The 25,531-nt window shown below is 49.4% G+C and carries 20 protein-coding genes; 11 read left to right on the top strand and 9 right to left on the bottom strand.

The genetic code is table 11. The features are described from left to right. Nucleotides 1–70: 70 nt before the first annotated feature. The gene (locus tag PN498_RS00330; protein WP_272060671.1) at nt 71–667 is read right to left on the bottom strand and encodes a PAP/fibrillin family protein; all 597 of its coding nucleotides are present in this window, start codon (nt 665–667) and stop codon (nt 71–73) included. A gap of 261 nt (nt 668–928) precedes the next feature. Between PN498_RS00330 and PN498_RS00325 the strand changes: the two genes are divergently transcribed. Next, entirely contained in the window at nt 929–1,177 is a 249-nt protein-coding gene (locus tag PN498_RS00325) for a DUF3134 domain-containing protein (protein WP_272060670.1), read from the top strand. A gap of 100 nt (nt 1,178–1,277) precedes the next feature. Further along, nucleotides 1,278–2,378: a phospho-N-acetylmuramoyl-pentapeptide-transferase gene (gene mraY / locus PN498_RS00320; protein ID WP_272060669.1), complete on the top strand. Its 1,101-nt coding sequence runs from the start codon at nt 1,278–1,280 to the stop codon at nt 2,376–2,378. Nucleotides 2,379–2,556: 178 nt separating this feature from the next. Here the strand turns inward: mraY and PN498_RS00315 are convergent, their stop codons facing one another. Together PN498_RS00315 and lnt are read right to left on the bottom strand one after the other, a co-directional pair. Beyond that, nucleotides 2,557–2,856 (bottom strand): hypothetical protein, encoded by a 300-nt coding sequence (locus tag PN498_RS00315; protein WP_272060668.1) that lies wholly within the window; start codon nt 2,854–2,856, stop codon nt 2,557–2,559. 178 nt (nt 2,857–3,034) lie between these two features. Then, entirely contained in the window at nt 3,035–4,738 is a 1,704-nt protein-coding gene (lnt, locus tag PN498_RS00310) for an apolipoprotein N-acyltransferase (RefSeq protein WP_272060667.1), read from the bottom strand. A 296-nt stretch (nt 4,739–5,034) separates the two neighbouring features. Here lnt and ftsH4 point away from each other — a divergent pair, with 296 nt between their 5' ends. Continuing rightward, nucleotides 5,035–6,909: an ATP-dependent zinc metalloprotease FtsH4 gene (gene ftsH4 / locus PN498_RS00305; protein ID WP_272060666.1), complete on the top strand. Its 1,875-nt coding sequence runs from the start codon at nt 5,035–5,037 to the stop codon at nt 6,907–6,909. A gap of 76 nt (nt 6,910–6,985) precedes the next feature. Here ftsH4 and PN498_RS00300 read toward each other — a convergent pair whose 3' ends face one another. Beyond that, on the bottom strand, nt 6,986–7,600 hold the full coding sequence (locus PN498_RS00300) for a hypothetical protein (RefSeq protein WP_272060665.1): 615 nt from the start codon (nt 7,598–7,600) through the stop codon (nt 6,986–6,988). Nucleotides 7,601–7,968: 368 nt separating this feature from the next. On the opposite strand from PN498_RS00300, the gene PN498_RS00295 reads away from it, so the two are divergent. The 6 genes from PN498_RS00295 to PN498_RS00270 all read left to right on the top strand — a co-directional run bounded on the left by PN498_RS00295 (nt 7,969) and on the right by PN498_RS00270 (nt 15,717). Further along, nucleotides 7,969–8,328 (top strand): hypothetical protein, encoded by a 360-nt coding sequence (locus tag PN498_RS00295; RefSeq protein WP_272060664.1) that lies wholly within the window; start codon nt 7,969–7,971, stop codon nt 8,326–8,328. A gap of 326 nt (nt 8,329–8,654) precedes the next feature. Continuing rightward, a complete protein-coding gene (locus tag PN498_RS00290) occupies nt 8,655–10,058 on the top strand; it encodes an LCP family protein (protein WP_334312202.1) in 1,404 nt (467 codons plus the stop codon). A 9-nt stretch (nt 10,059–10,067) separates the two neighbouring features. After that, nucleotides 10,068–10,616, top strand: a complete 549-nt coding sequence (locus PN498_RS00285; protein ID WP_272060663.1) for a plasmid pRiA4b ORF-3 family protein — start codon at nt 10,068–10,070, stop codon at nt 10,614–10,616. Nucleotides 10,617–11,148: 532 nt separating this feature from the next. Beyond that, a complete protein-coding gene (locus tag PN498_RS00280; protein WP_272060662.1) occupies nt 11,149–12,687 on the top strand; it encodes a phytoene desaturase family protein in 1,539 nt (512 codons plus the stop codon). A gap of 447 nt (nt 12,688–13,134) precedes the next feature. Then, nucleotides 13,135–14,490, top strand: coding sequence for a hypothetical protein (locus tag PN498_RS00275; protein ID WP_272060661.1), 1,356 nt, complete (start codon nt 13,135–13,137; stop codon nt 14,488–14,490). A 12-nt stretch (nt 14,491–14,502) separates the two neighbouring features. Next, the gene (locus tag PN498_RS00270; protein WP_334312201.1) at nt 14,503–15,717 is read left to right on the top strand and encodes an alpha/beta fold hydrolase; all 1,215 of its coding nucleotides are present in this window, start codon (nt 14,503–14,505) and stop codon (nt 15,715–15,717) included. A 10-nt stretch (nt 15,718–15,727) separates the two neighbouring features. Here PN498_RS00270 and PN498_RS00265 read toward each other — a convergent pair whose 3' ends face one another. After that, nucleotides 15,728–16,915, bottom strand: coding sequence for a glycoside hydrolase family 5 protein (locus PN498_RS00265; protein ID WP_272060660.1), 1,188 nt, complete (start codon nt 16,913–16,915; stop codon nt 15,728–15,730). A 389-nt stretch (nt 16,916–17,304) separates the two neighbouring features. On the opposite strand from PN498_RS00265, the gene PN498_RS00260 reads away from it, so the two are divergent. Then, nucleotides 17,305–18,519 (top strand): glycosyl hydrolase family 8, encoded by a 1,215-nt coding sequence (locus PN498_RS00260; protein ID WP_272060659.1) that lies wholly within the window; start codon nt 17,305–17,307, stop codon nt 18,517–18,519. Between the two features lie 10 nt (nt 18,520–18,529). On the opposite strand, the gene PN498_RS00255 is transcribed toward PN498_RS00260, so the two are convergent. Together PN498_RS00255 and PN498_RS00250 are read right to left on the bottom strand one after the other, a co-directional pair. Further along, entirely contained in the window at nt 18,530–19,555 is a 1,026-nt protein-coding gene (locus PN498_RS00255; protein WP_272060658.1) for a pentapeptide repeat-containing protein, read from the bottom strand. 181 nt (nt 19,556–19,736) lie between these two features. Then, nucleotides 19,737–20,561, bottom strand: a complete 825-nt coding sequence (locus PN498_RS00250; protein ID WP_272060657.1) for a hypothetical protein — start codon at nt 20,559–20,561, stop codon at nt 19,737–19,739. 516 nt (nt 20,562–21,077) lie between these two features. On the opposite strand from PN498_RS00250, the gene PN498_RS00245 reads away from it, so the two are divergent. After that, nucleotides 21,078–21,845 carry a pentapeptide repeat-containing protein gene (locus tag PN498_RS00245; RefSeq protein WP_272060656.1) on the top strand — a complete coding sequence of 256 codons (768 nt, stop codon included), beginning with the start codon at nt 21,078–21,080 and terminating at the stop codon, nt 21,843–21,845. A gap of 58 nt (nt 21,846–21,903) precedes the next feature. Here PN498_RS00245 and PN498_RS00240 read toward each other — a convergent pair whose 3' ends face one another. After that, nucleotides 21,904–22,644 (bottom strand): hypothetical protein, encoded by a 741-nt coding sequence (locus tag PN498_RS00240; RefSeq protein WP_272060655.1) that lies wholly within the window; start codon nt 22,642–22,644, stop codon nt 21,904–21,906. Nucleotides 22,645–22,806: 162 nt separating this feature from the next. Next, a complete protein-coding gene (locus PN498_RS00235) occupies nt 22,807–25,428 on the bottom strand; it encodes a glycosyltransferase family 2 protein (protein ID WP_272060654.1) in 2,622 nt (873 codons plus the stop codon). Nucleotides 25,429–25,531 lie beyond the last annotated feature (103 nt).

The following is a 25,531-nucleotide window of genomic DNA, read 5'->3' as shown; positions in this document are numbered from 1 at the left end:
TATCCGACCGTGGTGCATGACGCTGCGCTAATGACACCCTACCAGCGGTAAATTCTTTTCTGGAGATCCCCTAAGGCACTTTGCGTAAGACAAACAGACTGCCCTGATTACCGCGACCAATACGGAGATCATCATCTAAATAGGTGATCTCCAGCCAACCGGACTGACGATCGCTATTGATTTGAAAATCAATCCCCTGCCAAAACGGCAGCTTTCCTTGAAGCTGTAGTGTTTGAATAAAAGATCCAGGATTCCGATATCCCAGCAAACGCTGCAATCCTAAGACCGCTCTTTCAAAGGCCACATTTACCCGCTTTTGAGAGACGGCTTCAAAGCGAGCCGCTACGGAAACGAGACCTTCAAGCTGAGGGAGTCCAACCACTTCAGCTACGTTATAAATTCGGGCTTCGTTCAAATAAACGCACTGATAGATCTGCCCGAGCTTGTAAAAGGGAATATTGTCAATACCCAAAAGGTCACGACTATTGGTATAAAGTAGCCGCCACACGCCGTTCAGCTGCTCAGTCGCCTCCAGAGGCTGAACATGGGGACTGCGGTCTTCTAAACGAGCAATCAGACTTTGGATCGCTTGGCGGTCCGTATCTGATGCCAAAAGCCCTCGATTGGTGGATGCGATCGCCTCTAACAGTTCGGTTTTGCCCAACATCTGCCTTGTCCAACTAGGGTTGCCAGTAAGGATTTGTAAATTTCGTCTTCAGTTACCGGAATAACTGTAAGCTTACGTGAGTTTTAATTGACAACTTTCAGTTTCTCGGTTAAAACTCCCAGTGGTAAACTCGAAAGGGATGCTCTCGACGCAGATCTTGTTATAGATAGAATATCAGTCACGACTTGTGGCGTGCATCTGTCCAATGACTTGGTCACAGCGATCCGGTAAAATCCCAACTTTTTTAAGATTGAGTTCTTTATGACGTATAACCCTTCTCTCCGAATCATTCCTCGCAACCAAACGGCTGATGTATTGCCGACTCAACAAGAGCCTTCTATTTTGACCTGGCTAGAAGGCACAGGTCGGCTGAAGGCACGGGAAGTTGTTGTCCCCGTCACCGCCGAGGAAGAAAGCGAAGAAATTGATGATCTGATGGGAGACTCTGATAAGAGTTTCGATGTTGACGATGATGACGACGACGATCTAAGTCTCGATGATGACGATTAGTAGTCATCTGGACTTGTGAAATGTGTCAAAGACCTTTAGGGTGCATCTGAGAGACCCTAGTGGTGTGGTGTAAGGGTCAGTGTGAGGAGTTAAGGTCGTTGTGGATGCCAAGTTTTTGTCGAATAAGCCCCTGAGGTCAATTGCACCCTCAGGCAGAGCGTTACTGCTTTTAGTTAGCACAAGTTTGTTACTCGGCAGCATAGTCTTGGATGCTGTTGCGGGTCGTTTAGGAGAGCTACAGTCGCTCACCAGTCCCTTGGTTTGTGTTTGGGGGATGACAGCGATCGCCGGATTTCTTGCTTTGCCTATCTTGCGAGCGCTAAAAACAGGTCAATTCATTCGCGAGGAGGGCCCCAAAGCGCATCTCAAGAAAGCGGGCACTCCAACAATGGGCGGCGTTTTCTTTGTGCCTCTAGGGGTCGTTTTTGCCATCGCGTTTTCTGGCTTTTCGCCGCTGGTGATGGCGACTAGTTTTCTGACGCTGGCCTACGGTTTTATTGGCTGGTTGGACGATTGGCAAGTCCTACGTCGTAAGTCCAACAAGGGCATCTCTCCTCGCATGAAGCTGGTATTGCAAATTAGTTTTGCGATCGCCTTTTGCCTGTGGGTGATGCTAACTCAACCAGTGACTGTCACTCAGTTATCGCTGCCCTTTGGGTTGATGCTGCCTTTAGGCATTCTGTTTTGGCCCCTCGCAGGGTTCGTATTGGTTGCGGAGAGCAATGCAACTAATCTAACGGACGGCTTGGATGGGTTGCTTGGTGGCACAGCCGCGATCGCATTGTTAGGACTAGGTGCACTCATCGCCCCGACTCATCCAGAGCTAATGGTGTTTTGCGGCGCTATGAGTGGCGCCTGTTTAGGCTTTTTGGTCCACAACAGCAATCCCGCTAAGGTCTTTATGGGAGACACTGGGTCATTGGCGCTTGGTGGTGCGCTGGCTGCGGTTGGCATTTTGAGTGGAAACCTGTTCGGCCTCCTGATTGTGACGCTGCTCTTTTTCGCTGAGACCCTATCCGTCATCATTCAGGTGACTTATTACAAAGTTACGAAAGGACCGGACGGTGTTGGCAAGCGATTTTTCCGAATGGCTCCCCTGCATCACCATTTTGAGCTTTCTGGATGGTCAGAGCTGCAAGTGGTAGGTGCTTTCTACGGAATTACCGCCCTATTGGCTGCGATCGCCATCTCCATACTGTAATCAGGGGACCTCTAGAAAAGAATTTATCGCTGGTAGGGTGTCACCAGCGCAGCACAGTACACCACAGCCAGGTATTTTATTTTCAGAAATCTCCTAATGGGCTAGCTCTATAAGAGGGCGAGGCCCATATTTGCTTAGCACTATGGCTTAAGCAGGGTACATTCCACGTTGACGGCCTTCAAGTCAATGACATTCCCCAAGTTGGGTAAGGCAAGATTTCTATTTGCCCCTCTTGGGGAAAATTGGTATCCGGTACGTCAAGTGCTCCATTGGTGAGCAGATGGTCATGCAAAAAAGCTTCAGCTTCTCTCAGTGTGCCGAAAGTGAGGTTGGCAGCGTAGAGATACGGCAAATTAGAGGTCTGTCGACCACTGGAAGACCCTGGCGGTTCCCATAGTCGAAGCTTGATATAGCCTACCTCTTGCTTCAATTGGTAGTGAATGAAGTGATCACCCTTGAGGGCATACGCTGAGGTCATATCCTCAAAATCTTGATTAAGAACAACTGACTTACACCCTGAGTACAGTCTGAATTCAAGTATTCAGTGAATACTCCAAGAAATATTGCAGAAGTGTTTTGATTTCGTAAAGTTTCTACAAATAATCCCGATAACAATCATAGTCGCGGCATGATATCGCTGCCAACTACCTGAAGAGTTAGTTTAGGCTTATTTGAGTTGCCGAAGCCTCTTTGCGGACACTACTCAGACTGGTCACTCCTCCGGCTAGCAGTAACCCATAGGTGAGCCAGTTGCCCCATCGAACGTATAGCGTTTGCGTTTGGCGTTTATAAATCTGCGCTAAATAGGTCCCGTACTGATTGGGTGAAGAAAGCCACAGAGTCGCTCCACGGGGGGACACCAAACCAGAAATTCCTGTGTTGGTTACTCTGACTGACCAGCGATCGCTCTCGATAGCCCGCATTACATCCTGAGCATGGTGCTGCATCATCATTCGAGGAGGGTAGGGATCGTTGTTCGAAGCCGTCATAATCCACTCGCCTCCATGAGCAGTTTGCAGGCGGAATAAGTTGCTATAAGCAGATTCGTAACAGATGCCAATCACCGCTTGTCCAAAGGGCGTCTCAAAAACCTGATCAAACCTTCCTGGTTTTAAACTGCTGCTGACAGGAGACAGACGGGAGATTAGTCGCCCGAGAAGAGATTCCAGGGGAATGTATTCCCCTAAAGGAACTAGCTTGACTTTGTTGTACTGGCTAGTGACCTGTCCCCGAACGTCTAAGTTGACTAGGCTTTGGTGTAGGTCACGAGAGAACTGGTCTGCAACTGGGCGAAACGTACCGAGCCATAGCACTACCCCTTCCTGAATCACTGCCTGCCGGATTGGACTCCGAATTTGACGGTTTTGTATCCAAACTTCAGGAATCGCGCCCTCCGGTGTGAGAACTGCATCTGCTCCCTGCGCAACCAAATTTTTATATCCATCGGTATAGGCCGCGATCGCCTGACGAGTCCCAGCTGGCGTGAGCTTCACACGGGTTGGAACATTGCCCTGAATGAGACCAATTTTCAAACTGGCAGCAGCGGGTTCAGCTAGCGGTTGGCTGTATAGAATGCCGCCCAGTCCATGAACACCCACTAACAGAACAAGCCCCCCCAGGAAGGGCTGCCAGCGCCAGGACCACCCTTGGGCCGGATATCTTGCGTAGCCTAAGCTCGCTTCTGCCCAAGCACCATTGACAGCCACAATAGCTGCTGTGACTGTCATGGGACCAGCTAGCTGCCCCAAATGTAAGACGCCAAGATTGTGGGGACTCTGGGTAAACGCCAAAAACGGCCATGCCAGAGGTCCCCAGCTCAAGACGGTCTCCAGGAAACACCAGAGTGCTGTTCCCACTAAGAGGCGTCCTGCTACGCCTAGTGCCCTGCGATCGCTGAGCCACCCTATCAGGACAGCCCACAAACCAAAAGTGACTGTCCCTAACCCAGTGATAAATCCCCAAGCAAACAAGGCGATCGCAATGCTCGCTAGCCACGGCACGCCCATCCATGTCAGCGGATGTAGATGTGTGATCCAGGACAGCACGATGCCATGGTAGATACCACTCCACAAGGCTCCTAATTGAAACCGTGTCCAGCCCGAACGCGGCTGTAGTGGATCTACAACCGCACGCCACAAGGGGACCAGCGCAATCCACGCCAGCGGCCAGAGGTTGGTTGGGGCCGGCGTGAGACCCATCAATACCCCCCCTATCAGCACCCATCCCCAGGGCGATCGCCAGAATCGCCAGCGATTTAAGCTTCCTGAAATTGTTCCTAAACCGGAGCGAAATAAACGACGACTTTCGGATTTTGCGACTGAAGTAGGGCGGTTTCTGCCCTGAGAGGGGGGTTTTCCCATTGGCAAGATGAAAGGGTATTTAGAGAACAACGTAGCTAGGAGCATATCGCATCAGACGTCTTGTCCGCCTACACCAGTGTTCAACCACAGCAGCGTAGGAACGATGTCAGCCTTTTGAGATCAACTATGCCAACTCTCGATGCTCCCAAGGCTACCCAGAGTGTCTACAGGTGGTGGACATTAATTTTGCATTAACTGGAGGTATCTAATAGCGCGTTTGTGTGAGTCCTATGTGACTTTTCCTCTCTGAATAGTTCACCTTTCGTTTTCGTAATTCTGCTGCCAAGGAGTGTGACATGCCTGTCAAAAAAGACCCTCAGCCCCCTCGGTCACGGCAAATCATCAATCTTCTGTTTTTGATTAGTACAGGGTTTTTGGTTGTTAATTTGCTGTTTCCCAGCCTTTTCGGTCCGTCTGTACCGCGTGAACCTTACAGCATGTTCATTCATCGAGTACAAGACCAAGAGGTTGTTCGGGCTTCTGTAGGGCAAGAAACAATTCGCTATCAGCTACAAGGAGAAGACGGCGAACCTGGTCAGGTCTATGAAACGACTCCTATTTTCGACTTGCAGCTTCCTCGCGTTCTGGAAGCCAACGGTGTTGAATTCGCTGCCGTGCCACCACCCCAAAATCGTTGGTTCACTAGCTTACTGAGTTGGGTCATCCCACCTCTCATCTTTGTAGCGGTTTGGCGATTTTTCATAGCGCGGAGTGGTGGCGCTCAGGGTGCCCTTTCTATTGGCAAAAGCCGAGCCAAGACCTACGTAGAGGACGAATCAACCAAGACTACCTTTGAAGATGTTGCGGGCGTAGAAGAGGCCAAAGCCGAACTAGTCGAAATTGTAGATTTCCTCAAGACACCCAAGCGCTTTACCCAACTCGGTGCCAAGATTCCCAAAGGGGTATTGCTAGTAGGCCCCCCTGGAACGGGCAAAACACTGTTGGCAAAAGCAGTCGCTGGGGAAGCAGGTGTGCCGTTCTTCAGCATTTCGGGATCAGAGTTCGTAGAACTATTTGTCGGGGTAGGCTCGTCTCGGGTACGAGATTTGTTTGAGCAGGCTAAGAAGCAGGCTCCCTGTATCGTGTTTATCGATGAGCTGGACGCAATTGGCAAGTCTCGGAGTTCAGGCGGATTTTACGGCGGCAATGACGAGCGCGAGCAAACGCTAAACCAGCTATTAACAGAGCTGGATGGCTTCAGTGCTGGAGACACGACAGTCATCGTGTTGGCAGCAACCAACCGTCCCGAGACCCTTGATCCGGCTTTATTGCGCCCTGGTCGCTTCGACCGACAAGTCCTGGTTGATCGTCCAGACCTCAAAGGCCGCGAGGCAATCCTAAACATTCATGCCCAGGATGTGAAACTGTCGCCAGAGATTGATCTCAAGGCGATCGCTACTCGGACACCTGGCTTTGCCGGTGCTGACCTAGCCAATTTAGTCAACGAAGCTGCACTATTGGCGGCTCGCAATAACCATAACGCCGTTGAGCAATCGGACTTTTCAGAAGCGATCGAGCGGGTTGTAGCTGGATTAGAGAAAAAGAGCCGCGTCCTCAATGATTCTGAGAAAAAGATTGTTGCCTACCACGAGGTAGGGCATGCGATTGTTGGGGCTGTGATGCCTGGCACCGATCAGGTTGCCAAGATCTCTATCATTCCCCGAGGCATGGCTGCTTTGGGCTATACGCTTCAGCTACCGACGGAAGATCGCTTTCTGCGGAATGAAGCAGAACTAAAGGGGCAAATTGCCACTCTATTAGGCGGTCGCTCAGCTGAAGAAACGGTCTTTGGCAGCATCACGACAGGTGCCGCTAATGACCTGCAAAGAGCAACCGACTTAGCCGAGCAGATGGTGACGACCTATGGCATGAGCAAGGTGTTAGGACCGCTTGCGTATGACCGTGGCAATCAAAATAACTTCCTAGATAACGGCATGATGCCGAATCCTCGGAGAATTGTTAGTGCCGAGACAGCCAAGGAAATTGACCGCGAGGTCAAAGGAATTGTTGAGGAAGGGCACCAGCGAGCGCTAGGCATTCTGAAAGCTAACCGTGACCTGATGGAAAAGATCACTGAGCAGCTGCTCGACAATGAGGTGATCGAAGGTCAGAACCTGAAGAACTGGCTATCTAAAGTGCATCTTCCCGAAGAGGATATGCTAGCGGCCTAAAAGCGACTTAAAGCTTTGGCGATATTCTGTGGGGCGTATGGCATACGCCCCGTTTCTGATAGGCGGCCTGAGTTGTCTAGGCTAATGCAGTGTCAAGCTGAAGGGTTGATACTAAAATCCCCAAAATTTTATCAACCTCCTTAATGAAGTAGTTATTGATATCAATAAAAGCTGTGTCACCGGACAATTTCAAAAACTTCCAATCGCTGCCGGTGGTAACAGCTCCATAGATAGTGTCTATAGCTTTGCCTGCTCGTTCATTAAACAGTCGGGCTGCCAGCATAGTGGCAATACATTGCCCTAACCCACTAGGAATATTCTCGTTTTTGGCTTCAATAATTGTAAGAATTGGGGCCGCAATATAGTACTGCTCTGGCGATCGACTCAGCATAAAATCGCAACGCCCCTCTAACCCTTGAGCAGGATCCACTTCAAAAGATGTGCCGGAGAAAATAGCAATTTGATTTTGCAATCGTCGCCTCACCTCTATTAACAAAGGCATAATTATGAGTTCGGAGCGAGCCTTCTCGGTATTGATGGCACTTGCCAATGGTAGTTGTTCGTTAAGGACCGCTGTCAGTAGGTTGCTAGGCTCTACCGGCTGTATCTTTGCAAATATGTCCTGGGTCTCATCAGTGACGAGGTCAAATTGAGATGTGACTGTGCTGAGAGTAAATTTGCTGTAGGACATGGGGTTGGAGTTCGAGAAAACAAGTGAACATTCGGCAAATTAAGTTTGCTATTACACCAATAAGCTGCTTGGCTTAGATCTTGCAGTTGTCCCGACATTGCCTGGTCTGGCCCCCCTGCCCCCCAAATTTGGGGGTTCTGAGATCGAAGTCCCCCAAAATTGGGGGATTTAGGGGGCAAATGCAGGATATTGATGTACTAGTACAAGATCTCAGTTTGGCCCACCTCGCCTACGGACATTCTGCATAAGCTCTGTTGGAACTTGTCGTTGCTATTTCATAAAAATTCTGCCGTCGAGGTCCAATCTCTATTATCTAGCCTAAGCTGAGGCATATTCCTAGATCCAGTCAACGTTTACTATCTGCGATTATGCGTTCTCGACATTCTGACTCCGAAGCTCAGTTTGAGACTTTGAAGCTAGTCATTTATCTAGTGCCTATTTTTGGTTTCTTTCCATCGCTATGGAGTTTGTATTTCAAGCAGGGTAGCCCGCGAGAAAAAACCGTTAGTAAAACAGCCGTAACGCTGGCCCTTGCCTGGGTTTTGGTTTATCTATCAACAGCCGCAGGCAGCCAAGCACTGGATCTTGCCTCGACTCGCCTCCTCGTCACTAGTCTGCTGGCAACAACAGGGTATTTCATTACGAACCTTTGGCTAATGGTGCGGCTACTCCGGGGGGGGTCGGTACGCCTTCCAGGTATCAGCCCATTGAGCGATCGCTTACCGTAGGGCGTCGTCATTGTTAGATTTCTTAGTCCATCGTCAACATGACTGGGGCGATCGCCAATTCTGAGTTGATAGCCAATACAAGTCCAAAATGGAGTTTCGTTAGCGGACAAAGCTGCTAGTATTTCATCTACTTGTGTAGAGACTATGACTCATTCGGTATTCCTCAACGCAAGTAGCTCCTTTAGAATCAAAATAAAACATTTGTACCTCTGAGGTGCTGTTACTGATTACTAAAAGGTGACTGAATTCTAATTTAGGAGCTGAAACTGTGACTGTAGCGCCGTCTTCATTTACTATTGGTCGACTCATGTGGTTTGAGGTTATTCGTGTCTAGCAAAAAGTCCTCTCGTCCTATTCAGCACTATCAGCCCCATGCGTCTGCTAAAAAGCCGCGACGCTTTCGCGTTCCTAAGTGGCTTGGAGTGAGCACTGCTCTCATTGGCGTTGCCAGCGTTTCGGCAGTGGGCGGCGCATTTTTAGCGGTATCGCTGAACAGCACACCTTTGCTGCACAATAGCCTTACTGAAGAAGAATCAGCCGTTTTCAATCAGAACGAACCCATTACAGAAGGCAACAGTCTTCAGGTTCCGCGCCTGACACGTCCTGTCAATATTCTTGTGCTCGGCATGAAAGTTCTCACGTCGGACGTCAATGATCTGCCGTCCGAGGCTGAAGATCTGGGATATCACGCTTTAGTGAACTCCTTTGATGGTTTGTCAGACACCATGTTGCTGATTCGCTTCAATCCGCACACCGATCAGCTGGTGGTTTTGTCGATTCCCCGCGATACGCGAACGCTGGTGCAGGGCCGTATGACAAAGCTGAACGAGGCCAATCGAGATGGTGGACCGGCTCTCTCAGCCATGTCAGTTAGTGATTTGCTAGGAGGCGTTGAAATTGATCGCTATGTTCGCATCAACGTTCAAGGGGTAGAAAAGCTGGTGGATGCGCTGGGGGGCGTTGAGGTCAACGTTCCCAAAGACATGAAATATCAGGATGATAGCCAGCACCTTTACATCAATCTCAAAGCGGGGGAGCAGCGATTAGATGGCGCCCAAGCCTTACAGTTTTTACGGTTCCGTTATGACGATAATGGAGATATTGGGCGAATCCAGCGACAGCAAATGATGATGCGGGCCGTTTTAGAACAGGCACTGAATCCTAAGACGGTCGCTCGGCTACCCAAAATTCTGTCCGTTATTCAATCTCACGTTGATACTAACCTCAGTGTTGAAGAGCTATTAGCCCTTTCTGGATTTGCCTCTAAAACAAACTCTTACAACGTTCAGATGCTGATGCTGCCCGGTGATTTCAGTAGCATGAACGACTATGAGCTGAGTTACTGGCTGCCTAGTATTCAAGAAATTGACGAGATGGTATCGGAGTATTTCGGATACGGCACTCGGCAGGTAGCCGCCTCTGAAGATCCACAATATTTACGCATCGCGATTCAGGACGGCACAGGAGATGCGATCGCGATCGACAGTCTGGTTCAAACTTTGTATGACAGCGGTTATTACAACGTTTACGTCGAAGACAGTTGGAACGAGGAGCTGCCCATCACAAGAGTGGTTGCTCAGAATGGTGATTTAGCCAGTGCAGAAACACTCCAGCGCTTTTTAGGCTTAGGTGAAGTGCGAGTTGAAAGCACAGGTGTCCTCAATTCAGACATCACCATTCAGCTCGGACATGACTGGCTAGACGAATATGGAACTAGCTCCAGTCTATAGAAACGCACAATGGCACCTACCTCTGACATAGCTCAATTCCACATTGGTCTGCTGGACAGCGATCCCCTGATTTGGCGGCGCTTTCAAATCCATCAGCAGGCGTCTCTAAACGACTTACATTTTGTTATACAAGTTGTGATGGGCTGGGAGAATAGCCATCTTCACGCTTTTGATATTGGTGGCGATCGCTACGCCGATCCGTTTCCTGTTCCCCTCGAAGACACTCTGGATTCAACTGCCATCACACTTGCTGAACTGCGTTTAAAGCAGGGCACAAAGTTCATCTATACCTATGATTTTGGTGACGGTTGGATGCATCAGTTGACGGCGGAAGCAATCACGCAATCAGCCGTAAAGCCTCCGGTCTGCTTAGCTGGCGAGAGGGCTTGTCCCCCTGAAGACTGCGGTGGCATTTGGGGCTATGAAGAACTGCTAGAGCGATTGGCCGATCCAGAAGAACCAGAGTATGAAGATTTGCTGGATTGGGTCGGAGCAGATTTTGATCCTGAGGTGTTTAGCGTGGATGCCGTGAATCGACAATTGCAAGGACAACGATAGAGCTAGTACTCTACGGCAGAAATAGGCTCACCATTCAAAACATTGGGAAAGCCCATCTGCCTTGGTTTTAAGTTCTGAGTTTTGTAGGGCTTTGCCCTTCCCAGAGGGTATTTTGAATTCCGCGTAGCGGTACTAGCAAGAGGCAAAGGCATGTCAACCCAACAGCCTTTGGCTGGGTGGACAGACAGAGATAGCACATGCATTCGAGTCAAGCACACCCCATTCCCTGCTTCCTATTTTTTATTCCTTTGAGACACTGAGGAACGGGAACTTATTTAAGTATCAACTTTGAGCTTTGGATTTGCTGATAACTCAATCCTTCAAAACTCAACACTGAGAACTTAAAATTCATTCATTCCTGAGATGGACTTAACCAAGCTGCACAGGGCTATCAATCGCAGCATCGACTCCAGTATTTTTACTGATCTGACGCTACGCTGTGACAGCAATGAGTGAATGAGTCAACGAGTCTTTGCTGCTCGTATTCGCGTTCTCCGTCACACTAGAACAGGATACTTTTCGATTAGGGACTATGAGCGCAGACGTTGTCGTAGTGGGCAGTGGCATTGGGGGATTGAGCTGTGGTGCGCTGCTGGCTCGCTACGGACTGAATGTGGTTGTCTGTGAAAGCCACACGATTCCGGGGGGATCTGCCCATGGTTTTGAACGTGACGGCTTTCGATTTGATTCAGGCCCATCACTGTATTCAGGGTTGTCCTACAGCCCATCTGCAAATCCATTACGACAGGTTTTAGATGCCATTGGTGAAGATGCCGAGTGGAAAACCTATGACACTTGGGGCTGCTGCTTGCCAGAGGGGACCTTCAACACTGAAGTCGGAGCTGACCAGTTCTGTGAGGTGTTAGCAACGCTGCGAGGAGAAGCCGCGATCGCGGAATGGCGACAACTTCAGACTTTAATGAAGCCTTATGGAGAAGCCGCGATCGCGCTTCCCCCTGCCGCCGTCCGTTTCGACTGGGGTTTCTTTCAAACGGTCTCACCCTATGCGTTGTCAATGCTGGGGCATGCGCCACGATTGTTTGATCTCACAGGCCCTTTCAGCACATTGATGAATCGTGTGGTTCAGGATCCCTTTCTACGAAACTGGCTTGACTTGCTGTGTTTTCTTCTATCGGGACTGCCTGCGTCTGGCACCAGCGCTGCTGAAATGGCCTTTATGTTTGCTGACTGGTATCGTCCGGGAGTGAAACTAGATTATCCCGTTGGTGGTAGTGGTGCGCTGGTGAACGCCCTCGTGAGGGGACTAAAAAAATGGGGAGGCAGTCTGCGTTTAGGCACACATGTTGAGGCCATTCTGATGACTAACGGTCGTGCTACAGGCGTGCGACTGAAGTCTGGCGAGGTATTGTCAGCTAAGCGAGCGGTCGTTTCCAATGCTTCCATTTGGGACACACTGAGGCTGTTGCCTAACCAATCAGCAGCCCATTCTTTCCAACGAGAACGGCAGTCCATCCCGACCTGCAATAGCTTCATGCATTTACATTTGGGCATCGATGGCGCTGATCTGCCCCCCGATCTCGCCTGTCATCACATTGTGGTGAATGACTGGGATGCGGGTGTCACAGCGGCGCAGAATGTCGTCCTGATTTCTATTCCGTCCCGTTTGGATAGCACGATCGCGCCGCCCGGGAAGGAAACCATTCACGTCTATACACCCGGTAACGAGCCTTACAGCTACTGGCAAGGGCTCAAACGGCAAAGCGATGAGTACCAAATGCTGAAAACGCAGCGATCGCAGGTGATGTGGCAAGCGCTAGAGCGAGTGATTCCAGATGTGCGCGATCGTGTTGAGGTGGAATTAGTCGGCACACCGTTAACTCATGAAAGATTTTTAAGGAGATACCAAGGTAGTTATGGTCCGGCGATCGCGGCTGGGCAAGGACTGTTCCCAGGTCCCACAACCCCTATCGACGGCTTACTCTGCTGTGGTGATTCAACCTTTCCGGGCATTGGCCTACCGGCTGTAGCCGCTAGCGGATTGATTACGGCCAACACTCTTGTTCCGGTGAAAGATCATCGGAAATTAATGCAGGATATTGGCCTCCGTTAAATTTTCAAGGCAATCTCAGTATTTTTCCGGTCAGCATTCTTCATCGCAGAATGACTGAACATGGTGCGCAATCTTTAAATTCGTTGATCTTACGCATTTGAAATACGGCTGATGCTCATTTTTCGATTTTGAATTCTTGATGAGGTCTGAAGACTGTGAACCTGCCGTTTTCTTGGCCTCAACAGCGAGAATAGTCAACCCGCGAAATGCTGTATGGAGGGTCTAAGTCCGACCCGATACTGCCTCTCTTTTAGAGCTAGAAACCTTCAAGCTGGGAGCATTGGCATTGAACGTACAGCTTCAGCCATCGTTCTCAAATCCGCCATCAAGAATCCATCATCAAGAACCGGAATCAGCCGAGATCCCAAAATCCCTAAACACCCTTAACAGAGTGTGGTCTACCATTCCCGCCTGTTATCTTCACGCCTCTCTTCATATTTAATTCATATGGTTTCACCCCACCTTGCTCGTACTGCCGCAGATGGGGATCATTCCTCATTATTGGAAGCGGGTGCTGCCCAATCAGAACCGTGGCAATCCCAATCCTCAGCTGTTGCACCAGCAGCCGTTTACGAACCCATTGTGCAAACTTTGCACAGCCTGGCTTGGAGTTGGATGACCTTCTCACTGGTCGGAGCAAGTGCCGGGGGGAGTGCTGTGATGATGGCCTTTTCGTCTCTCATCAGTCTGCCGCCAGAACCTAACTGCTCCGATTTAGAGCCAGAAGCAACTCATCGAGACAATTTAACTTGTCTACAACAGGCGATCGCTGCGGGACAACCCGAAGCCCTGCCCTCGGGTTTAGCCTTCGTCGGGAGGTGGCAACCCACCGACCCATTATTCAACGAAGGAACGCAGCTATTAGAGCAATGGTCTGATCCCGCCTTCCAGCAAGCTCAGGAAGCCTATGCCAACGGTACTCTCTCACAAGCCGCTAGCTTCGCGGCGGAAATCCCTCACGGTAGTTCCCATTACATCCAAGCTCAAGCCTTACTGCAAAGCCTGAGCGAGGAACAGTATCGTCTTGCGGCTCCGGTTTACGAAGCGGCCCAGGTTGCTCTCCAACAGCAGGACTGGGCTAACGCTTTTCAAGCACTTTGGGCACTGGAAACGCTAGATCATCCCAAGTTGCAAACCGGATTAACTCAAACAGTAGCCCAACAGATTGAAACGGAGCGACAAGCCACTCGGCTGCTCAATACAGCGGTCCAGCAACAGGCATTGGGCACACCTCAAGATCAAGGACACGCGATCGCGATCGCGAGCCAGATTGATCCCTCAACTTACGTCTGGCAAACCGCACAGCCCTTGCTCGATCAGTGGAGTGATGAACTCTTTCCTCTGGCCCAATATCGCCTAGCGAAAGGCGATGTCACCGGAGCAACTGAGATCGTTCAGCAGATTGCCAAAAATCCCAATCGTCGCTCCCTGGCTCAGGACTGGCTAATTTTAGTCCAAGCCAATCGCTTAGCCACGGTCAGCCTCGCCCAAGAGTCTTCATTAACAACACAAATTGGTCTCTATCCAGCTGTCCTAGCAACGCGCAGCATACAGCCCGAGAGTGTTTGGCGATCGCACGCCATGACACAAGCCCATCTGTGGGAAGACACCTTCAAAGCCAGATCCCCCGTGTTGATTCGATGGGCCAGTGATCTGCAGCTTCCTCAACCGCATTCAGTCTCGCGATCGTCTCACCAACAGCAACACCAAACACCCTTGCCACAAAACCGTACGGTTGAAGTATCACCACAGCCCCTTCAGCCCATGTTCTCAGACCAACAGCGTGTCCCAGCCTTGATATAGTGGCTTGGAAGAATGGTGCACCTGCGGCAGGTGATTGATGTTGGGGGGTGTTCTGACTTTCTAACGGGGAAAGCGATATTTGGAAAAACATTCCCTTTAATATTTCTCGCCCAAAATCCCTTCCGCGAGGTCCAGGACGGCGGTTCGTCCTGGTCGATGGGGTTTGGGGCAAACGAAATGCCCCCGAGCAGCCCTCAAAACTCAACACCCACTCATCCGCCTTACGCTCCCTATTTACATCCAGTCACTTCGACGTGCGTGACACCTGTTTCTGCTGCTTTTGCTATACCTTTACAGAGAGTCCCCCCGAAACCTCTCACCATGTTGCAATTTCAGCCGCCCGGATTTAAACAGAAGGTCACAGAAACGGCCTTAGGCATCATGGCCTACTACACTCAAGCCGCTGACGCACCTTGGCACACTCCCCACAGTGCTCCCGATGAAGGGACGCTGATTTGTCTGCACAGCTTGGGGGGTGGATCTTCCGCTTACGAATGGTCAAAAGTTTATGCCGCCCTAGCCGCAGACTATCGCGTCATTGCGCCTGACTTAGTGGGGTGGGGACAGTCGGCGCACCCAATTCGAAACTACACCGCCGAAGATTACAGTGGCCTTATCGCTCAACTCATTGAGACGGTAGCGGGTGCCCCGGCTATTGTGGCAGCCACCTCTCTAACCGCAGGAGTCGTTGTTCGCTTAGCCATTCGCCGACCAGACCTGTTTAAAGCCCTTTTTCTGGTGTCGCCTTCGGGTAACGACGACTTTGGCGTGGGCTATGCGTTCAGCCTGCCTGCAATACTAGCAGGGACTCCCATTATTGATCGCCTCATTTATCAATTAGGGGCAGCCAACGAAGCCGCAGTGACCCAGTTTCTCTCCAATTTTCTCTTTGCCCATCCAGAGCGCATCACCAACGAACTGATCCAGGCCTATGTAACCTGCACCCAGCAGCCCAACGCTGAATACTCCGCTCTGGCGTCTTTGAAAGGAGATGTCTGCTTTGATCTAAGCCGCTATATCGGTCAACTTACCGTGCCGACGACGCTGGTGGTTGGCGAATATGCTCGTTTTAACCGCCCCAGCAAAACAAAGCGTCTAGCAGCGCTGAACCCTAAAGCCATTCAGACTATCCATATCGTTCCCGATGTTGGTGTATTGCCCCATGTAGAGGCTCCTGCTGTTGTTGTGGGGCTGTTGCGAGCATTTTTACGCGACATGAAGGGATGATGGAATAGTTCTATCTCGTCCTTGCAGGCAATGTCTGATCTAGCAGCGCTTGTTTCTCAGCATCAATTTGTTGCCAATCGTCTAGCAGGATGCCGCCTGTGTCAGCACTGTTTGGGTTCCAACTCCAGTAAGCATAGCCCAATGACTTTTCTTGAATGAACTCAACCAGCGATCGCTGCCACAGTCCTTCAGTCGAGTCCGCGTCCACCTGTCGCCCCCCAAACTCGCCAATCAAAATTGGCGCAATGTTCTCGTCTGCGAGGTATTGAAATCCGATTTGCCAGCGATCGCGGAGGTTGGCGGGAAAGTTGGGCTCTGAAAACCAGGGTTGCTCAAAAACTCCAGTGCCATATTCATGGGGCGAGTAAACTAGTTTGTCCGGCCTCAACAACCGTACGGGATAGCGTCCTGCCCCCTCCAAATTGCCTCCCTGCCAGTGAATATCAAGCTGCTGGTCTGGCACGTTATTCTCCACGCCCTGCACCACCATGAGCCATTGTGGATTGATTGACAAGACAGCATTTCCTGCTCTCTCGGCGGCTAAACGCCAGTCTGTCGCTAAGTCATTGGTCCCCCAGCTAGCGGCTCCGTGGGGTTCGTTCTTCAAGTCAGCGCTGAAAATATTGGGTTGGTTTTGATAGTGCCATGCCAGCCACTTCCAAGTGTTGATCCAATCCGCTTCGCTATAGTCTTCGTCGTACCAGAGTTCAGGAATGAATTCATCATTGAGCTGATGGCAATCCAGCATGATCAGCAATCCCTGCTGTTCTGCCTCTTCAATCACAATATCCATCACTTCTAAAGGCGTCTTACCTTCAAAGTCTGCATTGTCACCAATCGTGAAATCAATCCCGCTAACTTCACGGGAGTCCAGCGATTCAAGGGAGAAGGGAAGACGAATGAAGTTATATCCTAGATCTTTGATTTGGGCCAGCATCTCTTTGTAGTCTCGTGCCCAAAGACCATGAGGTGCATGGGTTTCAGTTTCGATACCAAACCAGTTGACGCCTCGTAGCAGCACAGGCTCTCCACGGGCATCCACAATTTGGGCACCCCGAGTTGCCAGAGGCATCGCGGGCAGACTAGCAGCATCACTGGCGATCGCCTCCGACGCAAGCGAGCCAAAAGAGAGACTGATGGCAGCGATCGCGCCCCAAACAGCACAAACAATCAAGCTAAAACAGCGGCGATGTTTCATGGTCTTGCAAAGCCCATTAAATATATAGAGATAATCAATAGTTGTAATGTGAGCAGCTCACACTCAATCGAACAGGTATCCGTGGCAAAGAGCCGATAAAGTCGACAAAAATTCCCGGATGGTCCAGCTAACTCTAGAAGATTTCATTGTTCTCTTATTCTGCTCAAGCCTGAAGTTTCAGGATGGATTGCAATAGAAACTTAAGAACTTTTGTCATGCGTTTATTAACAAATTAGTCACATCGAAATTATGTGATGTGTAGGAGACTTTCGATTCACACTAAGCGCGTTTAATCTTAGACCCAATTAGCACAATAAAGTTTCTATCTTGGTGTAACAAGCGTATTCCCTTTTAGCTAAGTTGTTTATTGAGAGCTTACAATTTTGAAAATGCCTCAATACTTTCTTCGCACAGTTTCAGGTTTGACCGTAGGCGCAGCTTTGTTACTCAACGCGGCTTGCTCTACTGATCGTGAATCAACACCATCTCAAACTAACGAGGGATCGATCTCGCTAGTCAGTACTGAGACTGATCTTGAAAATCTTTTGTCAGAAAGCTGGCAAATTTATCAGCAGCAATTTATTCAGCAAGACGGTCGAGTCATTGATTTTGAAGCGGGCGATCGCACCGTCTCGGAGGGGCAAGCCTATGCCATGATACGAGCCGTTCTCGTTGACGATCAGGATACCTTTGATCGGACACTGAATTGGGCTGAGGACAACCTACGCCGCCGGAATGAGGATGGCGAAGTTATTGATCAGCTTTGGGCTTGGAAATGGGGACAGCAAGACACTGGACAATGGGGGCTTATTGATGAGAACTTTGCGATCGATGCTGATATTGACGCCGTTTTTGCGTTAATTCTAGCAGCTGAACGTTGGCAAAATCGCAGCTATCTTGACTTAGCAAAGCTGAAACTAATCGATATTTGGAACTATTCAACCGTCGAATTTGAAAGCGATCGCTATTTACTGCCGGGACCTAAATCTGCCTTTCAAAAACCAGATCAGATTTACTTAAATCCATCCTATTTAGCTCCCTATGCGTTCAGATTATTTGCTGATATTGACCCTGAGCGCAACTGGATGCAGCTGGTTGACACCAGTTATGAAATTTTGGAGGAATCCGCCTCACTTTCAACCCTTGGACTTCCTGGAGATTGGGTTGCTTTAAATCTGAATTCAGGTGAGTTCGAACCTGTACCATCAGACAGTCTATTAAAGAATCAATATGGCTTTGACGCTTACCGTGTTTGGTGGCGAATTGGATGGGATGCGATCCTGTTTGATGCTGATTTAGCACAGCGCTATCTAACAGATCATTTAGCTCCTTTACAAAATCTTTGGGAGTCTGAAAAGAGTATTCCAGCAGAATTTGATTTAAACGGGAATGCCCTCGTAGAGTACGACACGATCGCCCAATATGCCATGCTCTATGCTGGCTTCCAAGTCGTTGATCCTGCTATTGCTCGCGATATGTATCAACGCAAAATTTCCCCCCAATATCAAGCGGGCATTTGGGATAATCCTTCTGCGTATTACAGTCAAAATCTGGTGTGGTTGGGACTATATCCGCCCTCAGATGTGGAGCAGCTTTTGCCGTAGCTCATTCTATTCATTCACCGACGGCAAAAGACAAATCAGTGGGCTGATCTAGGATAGCCTGACTGAAGTCAACGCCCTGTATGTTGGCCTGGGTCAGCACGGTATCCTTCAGGTAGGTGTAATTCAATTTAGCGCCCCAGAGATTAGCTTGAGATAGGTTGGCCGCACTTAAATCGGCCTCCGACAAATCAGCGCCCCAAAGATCTGTTTTTTCCAAATTGCTGCCGATCAAAATGGCTCCCTTCAAATTTGCCCCCGCTAGACAGGTGCAACTTAAATCGGCATACCAAAGACAAGCCCCTGGACCAATCCAGAGCATCCCAGCATCGTGCGGATCGAAGTTATCTGGAAACTGAGTCGTATCGTCATATATGGCGGACACCAGATTAGCCGCAGAGAGATTAGCTTCCTTGAGAACGGCACCAATCAAATTAGCCTTTTGCAACTGTGCAAAACTTAAATCGGCTGCCTCTAACATGGCACCTTTGAGTTGAGCACCACTGAAATCAGCTTCAGATAGATTTGCTCCTGTCAAATCAGCACCTGACAGTTGGGCATGAGTCAGTGAGGCACCAAAAAGACTGCTGAACTGTAGCTGAGCAGTCTTGAGGTTGGCCTCGGCCAGATCCGATCCATCCAGTTGGGCTTTCTGGAGATTTGCCCCTGCCAAATTTGCCCCTGCTCTGACGTAATATCCTTGAGATTGCCAAAGACCGCGATCGCTCGGAAATTGAGTCGTACTGTCGTAGATGATGGCTTCAAAAAACGCATTCTTAAGGTTCGCAGTACTTAAATCAGCGCCGCGTAGATTTGCTCTTCGGAAATTTGCGCTGCTCAAATCAGCGTTCTGAAAAGTGACGCGCCTCAGATCGGTTCGCGTGAAATTAGCGGCATGGAGATTGCTATTGGACAGGGTTGATCGCCAAAATACCATCTCACTGAAATCGCGATAGCATCCGTCTAGATGACTTAGATCGAGACTACAAAAACTGCGATTTCCAGATTCGTATTCATGCCAGAATTCATCAATGCTCATGGTTCTTAGTGGCTTACAGTATTCTCTGAACGCCACCACCAAAGCAGTTTTCAACTCCCTTGGCTGGGGTTAGAGTTGGTCATCAAATTGCGCAATTCGGTCACCAATAATTCAACACATAGCTGACTGCCACAGAAAGGGGCAACATTCATTTACCACAATCCGCCAGCTTTCTTCTGTCTTAAGCAACCGAAACTAACTCAGCCTTAGGCTCCAATACCCAAACGGCATATCCCTGGTTCATGTGCGTCAAAATAGCCGCGTGATTTTCCTGGGCCAAATGCTTCACAGCAGCTAGCGCTTGATCCTTGGAAACGCCAGCACTCAGCAGGCCATAAAACTGCCCGTTGAACTCGATCGCATACTGATGCTCGTGCTGATTAGGCACCTGAATTCGACAGCGTTCATATTGTCCAGGAAAAATCGTAACCGTCTGATCCACGTCTTCTTTTGCGGTTTCTGACTCAGAAGCAATTGACTGGGTGTCAGCGATCGCGACGGGCCAAACCGCTTCGGGGACAGCTTGTGAAAATGGATAAGGATGATCAGTACGAGCAGCCGTTGGTGTCTTGTCCTCCTGCTCTGATGACTCAGCATCTGGCCAAGCTGGAACAGGTTGTGGCAAGTCAGCTATCAGAGCCGCAAATTGAGCATCCATCTCACGTTCATCTTGCTGATCGTGATTGTCAATAAAATCAGCTAGAGCAGCTTTTAAATCAGGGGCTTTTCCTAACGTCCTCTGATAGCGCTTGCGGAGCAGCTCAGCCGTGGCAATCCCCATCCCTGTGCTAACCACCATCGCCGTACCGATATAGGAGATTGCGACCTCCTTGTGGACACTTTCCAACTGCATTCGCAAGTGTTGATCGGCAGAAAGCCTCTCCGTAGAACCAACCTGTGATAGCTGATTGACCAAAGGCGGCACCACAAAGGTTAATGCAGAAAAAATAGAAGCACCGACAACAGCAGCTGGAAGAAAAATATTGCGAATAGGTAGATCTTGCATGGGGCTAGCTCCGAATGACAACAGCAGCAGTGATGGCCGCCTTTAGTTCAATAGTCAAAGGTAGATTGCACGGAGAACCCTGTTAATAGGACAAGGCGGTTTTACCAATGAATCGCTCGAATACAACCAAATCTGATTACTTTTCGTCTGATTTGCATCCAATTAATGAACGAAACTTCTAGAAGATCAGGTTCATCAACGGCCATATAACCAATAGTCTCAAACAAGTTCCACGTTATCTAAAAACAATTTGAGACTAATAATGTTACCAAGAGCTCAACTTCAATTCATCTTAAGAGTTAACTCTATTATACAAATTTGTTCATTCTTCAAGACAAAACTCTTTGAAGCTTACAAGAATAAAAATCTCGATATTTAGGATGCTGCAAATTAAATTTATAAAACCTTTAAGATAATGTTCCTGAAATATTTAGAAGTCTTTGAAAGCTAGAATGTCGCTCTAAACGTTGACTCTACAAAGGTTGTAAAGTTTGCTTTTGTGTATAAAACATCTCTATGAAATATAATCCACTACTAATAGGCAGTCTAATATTTGTTACGCTTGCTCCGATCGCTGGCTATACCCTTCTGGTGCGCAATTCAGTAAAGCCTAAAACCATAGAGTCAGCGAGTTCCGCTTCAACTTCTACGGAGGAACAGCCGGCTTTTTCACTGCTCGATAGGATAGGTAACTTTCGACCCAACCAAGATTTGCAAGCCAATCATCGTTGTGTAGGTTGTGACTTCTCTGGCACAAATTTCAGCGATCGTGACCTGAGTCGAGTCAACTTAGGGCAAGCCAATTTACAACACGTCGATTTTTCAAACACGCAGCTTGTCAACGCTATTTTGTCAGACTCTCAGTTGGAAGCCGCCACATTGGTCGAAAGCAACGCAACAGGTGCGGACTTCAAAGGAGCAAATTTGAGCAACGCTGACCTGACGCGCTCTCAACTCATGCATGTTGATCTTGTGCAAGCCACTTTAGATGAGGCCACGATGGCGAGCGTGGAGCTGAGAGAAGCAGCATTAAGTGAAGCATCCCTGAGGAATACAGATCTTTCTAACGCCAGCCTATATGGAGCGATATTGAGAGAGACCAATCTAGCGGGCGCAAATCTACAAAATGCTGATTTGCGATACACGGATTTGACCGATGCAACCTTTACAGGCGCAAACTTAGACGGTGTTTTATGGGAGGGGGCGATTTTGCCCAACGGCAGCAACTATAGCGGTGCAGACGACATTCTGCTGCTTTCAGGAGATGGAGAGCCGGAAGAGTAAGGTCCTCATACATCGGTCTCAATACCTTCAGTTTTTATCCCCCTGCCTTTCGCTAACGTCAATACAGAAACTCTTCGGAAACGCTAGGGGCATTCGTTCGGCGGTTTTCAGGAAAGTCTAACTGGCGCTCATTAGGCAAATCAGGCAGTTCTAAGAAGCGGTTGCCCCAACCTCCGTTGATGTCTTCCTCCTCACGCAGAACGACAGGCGCCGTTTCGCCCTCTGGTAGTCCAATAGTCAAGGCTTTTCCCGTTTGCAGATAGCGTCGCCCTTCGATTGTGGTTTGAATCAATTGATTGGAAATGCCTCGATTTTCTGAAGCAAGCTGCCGTTCGATCGCCGCTAAATCGTCGAAGGGGGTCAGCGTTGCTAGAAAGAAAATTTCATCTTCCGGCTCAACCGCAAGTTCCAGCTTGTCGGTCTGTAATTGCCATGCTTCCTTGAATTCTCCATCAGGTGATTGCCGCCATAGAAATAGCTGAGTTTCCCAATCGCCATCTTCTATTTCTACAATTTCATAATCCAAGATGGAATAAGTGGGTTTGGCCTCCAGGACTGTCAGTGGAGACTGTTCAAGCTCTAGATAGCGAACAGCCATAACAGTCAGCTTAGTTGTGTCGGGTAAGTCAACTTCGCCCGACAGGGTATAGCTGCCGGGTTGTTCATCGGCCTTAACGTCTAGCGAAAGTTCGATATTGTCAATGTTGGGTTGAGAGCGAAACGGATTGAAGGGAACGGAACGACAGCCCGACGAGATCGCAACAACCAGTCCGAGGGTAATCCAACGGTTGAAATGCATACACCTGGATCTCTGATGAGTGGTTTCCACTGGTGAATCCGATATACTTTGCCTGACATTGACGCAGGATCGAAAAGAGGTTGAGTCGCGAAAAACAGGCATTGATTTAGCCCCGTGCAATGAAAACGTCTTGATAAGGGTGTGCCACTGTCGTCAAAAGGGTTAAGACAGCGATCGCAACAGCTTTTTAATTTTGGATAGTTGCTGGGATTTGAGAGATTCTGGAAAGCGCAGTTCAACGGCAAACCGCTGTCGCCAAGCACTCGTCTCTGTTGAGGACATTGCTAAAACAGGTAGTTCTTCGGCAGTAGCGACTTCCGCTAGTAAACTTTGGGCAGGGCGATTGGTTGAGCGATCGCTAACCAGCAAGCCAACAAATGATTGACTTTGGATGAGCTCTTCCAGCGATAGATCCCATTCAGTTTCCAGTTCGATACGGGCTTCATGAGAGCTAATCTCAGTCATCCAACCGGCGACGGACTGATCGCCCCAGCCTTCCCAACTCAGTTCAATCGGGGCTGAGACTTGCTTACGCACTTTAACACCTCGTTCAGGCTGCAACTCCTGAAAAGCCCGCAGTAAACTTGTTGCCACAAATCGAAGAGAGTGCAGAGGGTGATCGCGCTCTGCACGCTGTTGTGAATACCACTGCTCAACATCACTGTAGATGAGCACGATTAAATCATCGAGTTGGGTTCGGCTAATGTTGATAAACTCTATCGACAGTAGTGTATGCAAGCTGCGAGTTGCAGTCGCTCTGATGATGTGAGCATCGAGTAAGACCCGCGACCCCATATCACCCACGAGTTCGACCTTGACCTGATCGGCAACATTAGGCCACTCATCCAACACAACACGAGTACCGCTTTCACTGACGTTGAGCGTTTGTCCTGTCCAGCTTTGACCTTCGCTGTGAACAATAGCTGTTAAATGACGAGGCAGACGGTGGGCCTCTCGGCGCTGGGGTTGCTCAAACGCAGCCAAGCAAGCAGCCACCACCAGCAGCAGATTGAATAAACACCACAGCGCATTGACCACTACCGCCTGAGTCGCATCTGGATTCAGAATTAACCAGAACGGAATGGTCAGTAGGGACGTGCCAGTGATCACGCCCAAAACCACGAGATATCGAACTGAGTCCAAGTCGAAGCTGCGCTTGGTGACCGAAAGACCCTTATCTGTAACGTTAAACGAGCCCAGTTTGGGATTGACTAACGCTAGCAGAGTCACAATGCCCGCCTGAAACGACATGGCAAATTCATAAATCTCATTCCAAAAAGAAAAGCGAACGTGCTTGTACGGAATGTGATTGGCCTGCATCGGCAAAATGATGTGCGGCAAGGCATACACCAACGTCTCAAACCCTAGTCCTTGCACCGACTCAATGCCGAAGAGCAGAAAGAGATTGGGCGCGATCGCGTACATCAATCGTGGAAACCCAAAAAAGAAGTGCATTGTGGCACTGAAGTAGCAGATCCGCTGAGGAATTCTGAGCTTGAGCCGACGATTAAGCAGTGGGTTCTCCAACCGTAGAATCTGCGCCATGCCCCGTGCCCATCGGACCTGCTGACCAACCAGCGATGAGAATTTTTCAGGGGCAAGTCCGGCCACCAAAATTTTGTCGTAGTAAACCGTTTCGTATCCTAAGGAATGCAGTCTGAGAGCAGTATGACAGTCTTCAGTGACAGTTTCCGTGGCAATGCCGCCAACCTCCAAAAGATGATCGCGACGGATGATGGCCGCTGACCCACAAAAGAAGGTAGCGTTCCAAAAATCATTGCCCTTCTGTAGCACTTTATAGAACAACTCGTTGCTAACAGGAACTTGTCCACCTGTCAGCAAGTTGCGCTCGAATGGGTCAGGGTTGTAGAACCAGTGGGGAGTCTGGACGAGAGAGACATTGGGATTGCCAAAGAAGCCCACCGTTTCCTTAAGGATGTTGCGGGCCGGAATATGGTCACAGTCAAGAATCAGGATGAGTTCTCCCTGAGTTCTTTGCAGCGCCGTGTTAATGTTGCCTGCCTTGGCATGGTCGTTGTTGTCTCGCACCAGCATCTGACAGCCCAAGTCATCACACATTTGCTGGAGTTCGGCTCGTCGTTCAGGGTATTTACGTCCGTCATCCAGAACGTAGACCTGTTTTTTGCCATACACGTAATCCGTTTCCAAGGCACCAAGCACTGTCTTGCGAACGATATCAATCTCTTCGTTGTAGGTAGGAACGTAGATATCGACAGTCGGCCACTGCTCAGCAGGCACGCCATCCATCGGTATCGGACGCCGTGTTTTCTGCTTGAGTGTCTGAAAATAGCTCAGCAGCAGGGTCAGAATGGCGTAAAGCTCAGCGCCAAACAGCATTAACCCAGCGATCGCAGGGATGGCACTACTAAAGTTCAGCGTGTAGTGGCTGCGGTAATACAGATAGCGTCCGGTATTCACCATGCTCAGGGCAATCAGAAACAGGTGTAGCGCTTCTGAAACTCGAACACTGCGAGCATTTTCCTCCAGCTGCAACACAAATTGTCCCATGCTGATGAGCGCAAGTGCCACGAGACACTGCTGCAAAATCGTGGGCCGCGTCGTGATCAGCGGCCAACAGAGAATGGCACAGGCAGCCGCCAATAAGAGGACTTGCCGACGGCCCAGCCACTTCAAAAAGACATTGCTGGTTGATGGGACGAAATGAACAATGATCGCCCGGGTATGATCGCCCACTTTCTTCGTAAAAGTGCCCCAATGGCGATTTAGAGAAGAGCGAATCAAATGTTTAGAAACGCCAGGCATAGCAGTCACTCAACGATAGAACAGGCAAAAATCAAACGGGCAAGGTGAAAGAATTGCATTCTTCTACCTTTGGCAATAGTTCCTGTGCGGGGACGCGATGCAT

It is taken from the genome of Oscillatoria sp. CS-180, assembly GCF_028330965.1.
In the GTDB taxonomy this organism is placed as follows: domain Bacteria; phylum Cyanobacteriota; class Cyanobacteriia; order Phormidesmidales; family Phormidesmidaceae; genus Halomicronema.
Note: the sequence above shows the minus strand (reverse complement) of the source record. Positions and strands in the feature narration are given on the sequence as shown.

What these genes read in the sequence shown, in the direction of transcription:
- PN498_RS00330 (WP_272060671.1), bottom strand. Translation starts at nt 667, where the DNA reads ATGTTGGGCAAAACCGAACTGTTAGAGGCGATCGCATCCACCAATCGA.
- PN498_RS00325 (WP_272060670.1), top strand. Translation starts at nt 929, where the DNA reads ATGACGTATAACCCTTCTCTCCGAATCATTCCTCGCAACCAAACGGCT.
- PN498_RS00315 (WP_272060668.1), bottom strand. Translation starts at nt 2,856, where the DNA reads ATGACCTCAGCGTATGCCCTCAAGGGTGATCACTTCATTCACTACCAA.
- lnt (WP_272060667.1), bottom strand. Translation starts at nt 4,738, where the DNA reads ATGGGAAAACCCCCCTCTCAGGGCAGAAACCGCCCTACTTCAGTCGCA.
- ftsH4 (WP_272060666.1), top strand. Translation starts at nt 5,035, where the DNA reads ATGCCTGTCAAAAAAGACCCTCAGCCCCCTCGGTCACGGCAAATCATC.
- PN498_RS00300 (WP_272060665.1), bottom strand. Translation starts at nt 7,600, where the DNA reads ATGTCCTACAGCAAATTTACTCTCAGCACAGTCACATCTCAATTTGAC.
- PN498_RS00295 (WP_272060664.1), top strand. Translation starts at nt 7,969, where the DNA reads ATGCGTTCTCGACATTCTGACTCCGAAGCTCAGTTTGAGACTTTGAAG.
- PN498_RS00285 (WP_272060663.1), top strand. Translation starts at nt 10,068, where the DNA reads ATGGCACCTACCTCTGACATAGCTCAATTCCACATTGGTCTGCTGGAC.
- PN498_RS00280 (WP_272060662.1), top strand. Translation starts at nt 11,149, where the DNA reads ATGAGCGCAGACGTTGTCGTAGTGGGCAGTGGCATTGGGGGATTGAGC.
- PN498_RS00275 (WP_272060661.1), top strand. Translation starts at nt 13,135, where the DNA reads ATGGTTTCACCCCACCTTGCTCGTACTGCCGCAGATGGGGATCATTCC.
- PN498_RS00270 (WP_334312201.1), top strand. Translation starts at nt 14,503, where the DNA reads ATGGTGCACCTGCGGCAGGTGATTGATGTTGGGGGGTGTTCTGACTTT.
- PN498_RS00265 (WP_272060660.1), bottom strand. Translation starts at nt 16,915, where the DNA reads ATGAAACATCGCCGCTGTTTTAGCTTGATTGTTTGTGCTGTTTGGGGC.
- PN498_RS00260 (WP_272060659.1), top strand. Translation starts at nt 17,305, where the DNA reads ATGCCTCAATACTTTCTTCGCACAGTTTCAGGTTTGACCGTAGGCGCA.
- PN498_RS00255 (WP_272060658.1), bottom strand. Translation starts at nt 19,555, where the DNA reads ATGAGCATTGATGAATTCTGGCATGAATACGAATCTGGAAATCGCAGT.
- PN498_RS00250 (WP_272060657.1), bottom strand. Translation starts at nt 20,561, where the DNA reads ATGCAAGATCTACCTATTCGCAATATTTTTCTTCCAGCTGCTGTTGTC.
- PN498_RS00245 (WP_272060656.1), top strand. Translation starts at nt 21,078, where the DNA reads ATGAAATATAATCCACTACTAATAGGCAGTCTAATATTTGTTACGCTT.
- PN498_RS00240 (WP_272060655.1), bottom strand. Translation starts at nt 22,644, where the DNA reads ATGCATTTCAACCGTTGGATTACCCTCGGACTGGTTGTTGCGATCTCG.
- PN498_RS00235 (WP_272060654.1), bottom strand. Translation starts at nt 25,428, where the DNA reads ATGCCTGGCGTTTCTAAACATTTGATTCGCTCTTCTCTAAATCGCCAT.